Annotated in this window: 4 protein-coding genes; 2 read left to right on the forward strand and 2 right to left on the reverse strand. The window is 63.6% G+C overall.

The window, feature by feature from the left end; translation table 11 throughout:
• Both ACREEF_RS15570 and ACREEF_RS15575 read right to left on the reverse strand, forming a co-directional pair.
• Nucleotides 1-1243 (reverse strand): recombinase family protein (locus tag ACREEF_RS15570; protein WP_431566478.1); only part of this gene is annotated, 1243 nt, incomplete at its 3' end.
• Between the two features lie 39 nt (nt 1244-1282).
• Nucleotides 1283-2215 carry an IS5 family transposase gene (locus tag ACREEF_RS15575; protein ID WP_431566479.1) on the reverse strand — a complete coding sequence of 311 codons (933 nt, stop codon included), beginning with the start codon at nt 2213-2215 and terminating at the stop codon, nt 1283-1285.
• Between ACREEF_RS15575 and tnpB the strand changes: the two genes are divergently transcribed.
• Together tnpB and tnpC are read left to right on the forward strand one after the other, a co-directional pair.
• Nucleotides 2197-2523 (forward strand): IS66 family insertion sequence element accessory protein TnpB, encoded by a 327-nt coding sequence (gene tnpB / locus ACREEF_RS15580; RefSeq protein ID WP_431566480.1) that lies wholly within the window; start codon nt 2197-2199, stop codon nt 2521-2523. The genes ACREEF_RS15575 and tnpB overlap by 19 nt on opposite strands.
• Before the next feature lie 55 nt (nt 2524-2578).
• Nucleotides 2579-4150, forward strand: coding sequence for an IS66 family transposase (gene tnpC, locus ACREEF_RS15585; protein ID WP_431566481.1), 1572 nt, complete (start codon nt 2579-2581; stop codon nt 4148-4150).
• Nucleotides 4151-4261: the final 111 nt, after the last annotated feature.

A 4261-nucleotide genomic window follows, 5' to 3' on the forward strand; every position in this document is an offset into this window, starting at 1 on the left:
CTCCTGCCTCGAGCCGGATCGACGCTGCCACATTATGATCATGGATCAGGATGCGCGGACCCAATACCAGTTCGACACGATCGCGTCTGAGGATAATCGATGTGACCATCGATCGCAGAAGCTTGCGGCGCTCGGACGCGGTACCCGCCTTGAGACGGCCAGCGATGACACCGGCCTCCGCGATGCGCTCCGCAATGTCACGCGCCTCCACATCCGCGATCAGATCGGCGATGGCCGGGCGATCCTCGAGCCATGTGCAGACACGATCGATCACAAGCCGTTCCAGATCATGCGCTGGAACGCGCCATGCTGCTCGATCGCCCTGGTGATCGACATGCGTTACATAATAGCGGTAGCGCTTGGCACCCTTCACCGCATGGCTCGGCGACATCGGCCGATCATGTTGATCGATGACCAGGCCGACCAACAGGCTTGGCTCCCTGGCGTTGCCGCCCGAACGTCGCTCAACCGCAGCGCCCTCGAGCTTACGCTGAACCCGATCCCAGAGCTCCTCGTCAACGACCGGTGCATGTTCGCCGGGAAAGGTCTTGCCCTTGTGCGCGACCATGCCGCGATAGATCGGATTGCGCAGCATCTGCTGGAGGCTGCCGCGCGACATCACAACCCCACCCCTGCTGTAGCCGCTGGCATAAACACGAACCTTGGATCGAACGCCGTCTCTCTTCAGCCGATCGGCCAGATCGCGCAACGAGGGGCTTTCCAAATATAGGGCGAAGATGCGCCGGACGGTTGCGGCTTCCACCTCGTTGATGACGAGCTTGCGGTCACCAAGATCATATCCGAGCGGTACGGGTCCGCCCATCCACATACCCTTGGCCTTGGAGGCCGCGATCTTGTCGCGGATCCGCTCGCTGGTCACCTCGCGCTCGAACTGCGCGAAGCTCAGCAACACGTTGAGCGTCAGCCGTCCCATGCTGGTGGTGGTGTTGAACGCCTGCGTCACGCTGACGAAGCTTGCGCCGTTGCCATCCAGGACCTCGACGATCTTGGCAAAGTCGGCAAGGCTGCGCGTCAACCGGTCGACCTTGTACACGACGATGATGTCGATCCGGCCCACCGATATGTCGGCCAGCAGCTGCTGCAATGCGGGCCGCTCCATCGAGCCGCCGGAATAGCCGCCGTCCTCATAGGCGTCGGCAACAAGCACCCAGCCTTCGTGCCGCTGGCTGGTGATATAGGCAGCGCACGCCTCGCGCTGCGCATCGAGACGGCTTTGTTGCATAACTTCCGATGGGCCTGATGCAGTTTCTATTTCGGATTACTATGCGACCCGGACGGTATTGGGTGTTCCGATTTGAGAGAAGCGATTGAGGATTACAGCACGGACTTTGAGTTCGGTTATCTGACGATCGAAGGTACGGGCCATGACACGATGGCCGAGCAGCTTGAAGCAGTGCATCTTTGTCTCGACGAGGCTCCGACGGTGATAGCCGCTCCATTTCTTCCAGATCGTCCGGCCCAGTCGCTTGATGGCGCGGAGCGTTTCATTGCGGGCGTCGACCCCCGGTCCCTCCTTCTGCCATAATCGTCCGTTGCGGCGGACTGGAATGATCGCCTCAGCCTCGCGCTCTGCTATGGCGGCATGGCACTTTCTGGTATCGTAGGCACCGTCGCCGCCAACACTGAGCATAGGCTCATCCGCAGGGATCTGCGCCAGCAGATCGGGGAGGACAGGCGCATCGCCAATCGCGTTGGTCGTCACTTCGATGGCCCGGATGTCGAGGGTTTCCGCATCGATTCCCAGATGCACCTTGCGCCATTGACGCCGATAAGAGGCGCCATGCTTGCGTGTCTTCCATTCCCCTTCGCCCATCATCTTGATCCCGGTGCTGTCGACCAGCAGGTGCAAGCCGCCCGAACTGGACCGCCCGCCGAGCGCGACCACCAAAGTCTTCTGGCGTCGGCACAGCGTCGTATAATCCGGCACCGGCCAATCCAGATCCGCCAGCTTGAGCAGGCTCGCCACCAACCCTGTCACCTGCCGCAGCGGAAGGTTGAACAACGCCTTCAGCGTCAGGCACAACTCAATAGCGCTGTCCGAAAAACGCAACGGGCGACCAGGACGGCCACATCGTGCCGATAGCCACTGCATATCTGGATCAAACCATACATCCAGTGATCCCCGCTGCTTCAGCGCAGCATTATAGGCATTCCAGTTGGTCGTACGATATGTCGGTGCTGCAGGTTTCGGCATCCCGCACACCTACACCACCGGATTCCCTCAAGGAATCCCCCGCCGCCGTTATGCAACAAAGCCCCTTTTCCGGCGTCATCTATGTGTTCCGGGCGAAGAAGGCGGACCGGATCAAGCTGATCTGGTGGGACGGAACCGGGCTGTGGCTGATGGCCAAGCGATTGGAGCAGGGCGGCTTTCGCTGGCCCGGCATTCATGACGGGATGATGCGGCTGACGGCCGCGCAACTCGGGGCGCTGCTCGAAGGGCTGGACTGGCGCCGCGTCCATGGCGGACGTCGTCCCCAGGCCCCGCAACTGGCCGGTTAAGCTGTTCGCACGATAGGCGTTGACGGGCAGCCAAGCGGCTGATTCTATGCTCTCGATGCTGATCGAGGCTACCCTTCCCGACGATCCGGATACGTTGCGCGCGATCATCGCGGCACAGGCCGAAGAACATGGGCAACTCACCGGGCAGATCGCCGCGCTCAAGGCCGCAGGTGCCCAGGCGGATGCGGAGATCGCCCGGCTTGCCGCGATCATCGCCGCTTTTCAGCGTCATCGCTTCGGTGCGCGCTCGGAGAAGCTCGACGATCAACTCGAGCTTGCCTTCGAGGAACTCGACGCCGCACTGGGGAGCGTGCAGGCGGGGCTCGATGTCGCGACCGCGCGCGCCGGGGCTTCCCGGCCACGCAAGGCCAACCGCGGATCGCTGCCCATGCATCTCGAACGCATCGAGCAGGTCATCGATGTCGAGAACAAGGCCTGCGCCTGCTGCGGTGGCGCGCTCCATGCCATTGGCGAGGATGTCGCCGAACGCCTCGACGTCGTGCCCGCCACCTTCCGCGTCCTGGTGACGCGCCGTCCACGCTATGGCTGCCGTGCCTGCGAGGGCGCAATCGTCCAGGCCCCGGCGGCGCCACGGATCGTCGAGGGCGGCATTCCGACCGAAGCGCTCATCGCGCATGTCATGGTCGCCAAATATGCCGATCACTTGCCCCTTTACAGGCAGGCGCAGATCTACGCCCGGCAGGGCGTCCATCTCGACCGCTCGACGCTCGCCGACTGGGTGGGCCGCGCCGCCTGGTGGCTGACCCCGCTGCGGGATCACCTGCTTGGCCAGTTGAAGCGCTCGGCCAAGCTCTTCGCCGACGAGACCACCGCGCCGGTACTCGATCCGGGGCGGGGCCGGACCAAAACCGGCCAGCTCTGGGCCTATGCCCGCGACGACCGGCCATGGGGTGGCGCCGATCCGCCCGCGGTCGCCTATCTCTATGCGCCCGACCGCAAGGCGGAACGGCCGATCGAGCATCTCGCAGGGTTCAAAGGCGTGCTCCAGGTCGATGGCTATGGCGGCTATGCCGCGCTGGCGCGGCGTGGCGACGTCCGGCTCGCCTTCTGCTGGGCGCATGTCCGCCGGCGCTTCTATGAACTCGCGGCCGTCGGATACTCACCGATCGCGGCCGAAGCGCTCGCGCGCATCGCCAGGCTCTACACCATCGATGCCGAGCTCCGCGGCAGACCGCCCGAAGATCGCCTTGCCGCCCGTTTGCAACACAGCCGCCCCATCGTCGAGGATCTCCGCCAGTTCCTCGACGCACGGCTTGCCCAGATCAGCCGCAAAAGCACGCTCGCCGAAGCAATCCGCTACGCGCTCACCCGCTGGGAGGGCCTGACCCGCTTCCTTGATGACGGCCGCATCGAACTCGACAGCAACAGCGTCGAGCGCGCCATCCGTCCGCTCGCCCTCAACCGCAAGAACGCCCTGTTCGCCGGATCGGACGAGGGTGGCGATCACTGGGCGATCATCGCCACCATGGTCGAAACCTGCAAGTTGAATGGCGTCGATCCCGAAGCCTGGCTCGCCGACACCCTCTCCAGGCTCGCCGCAGGGCATGGCAATCTCAGGCGCGACCAGCTCATGCCGTGGAACTTCAACCCCAACGTGGCCTGGTAACAGCGCTTACGTTCCTGGGCCGGTCGCTGGCGAAGTAGAATCCGCATCAACGCGAAAAAAAGGGCGGCTCATGACTGAGCCGCCCTTTTTCAATTCAGCGAAACCGCCGGA

The sequence above is a fragment of the Brevundimonas sp. genome (assembly GCF_050729455.1).
Lineage (GTDB): Bacteria > Pseudomonadota > Alphaproteobacteria > Caulobacterales > Caulobacteraceae > Brevundimonas.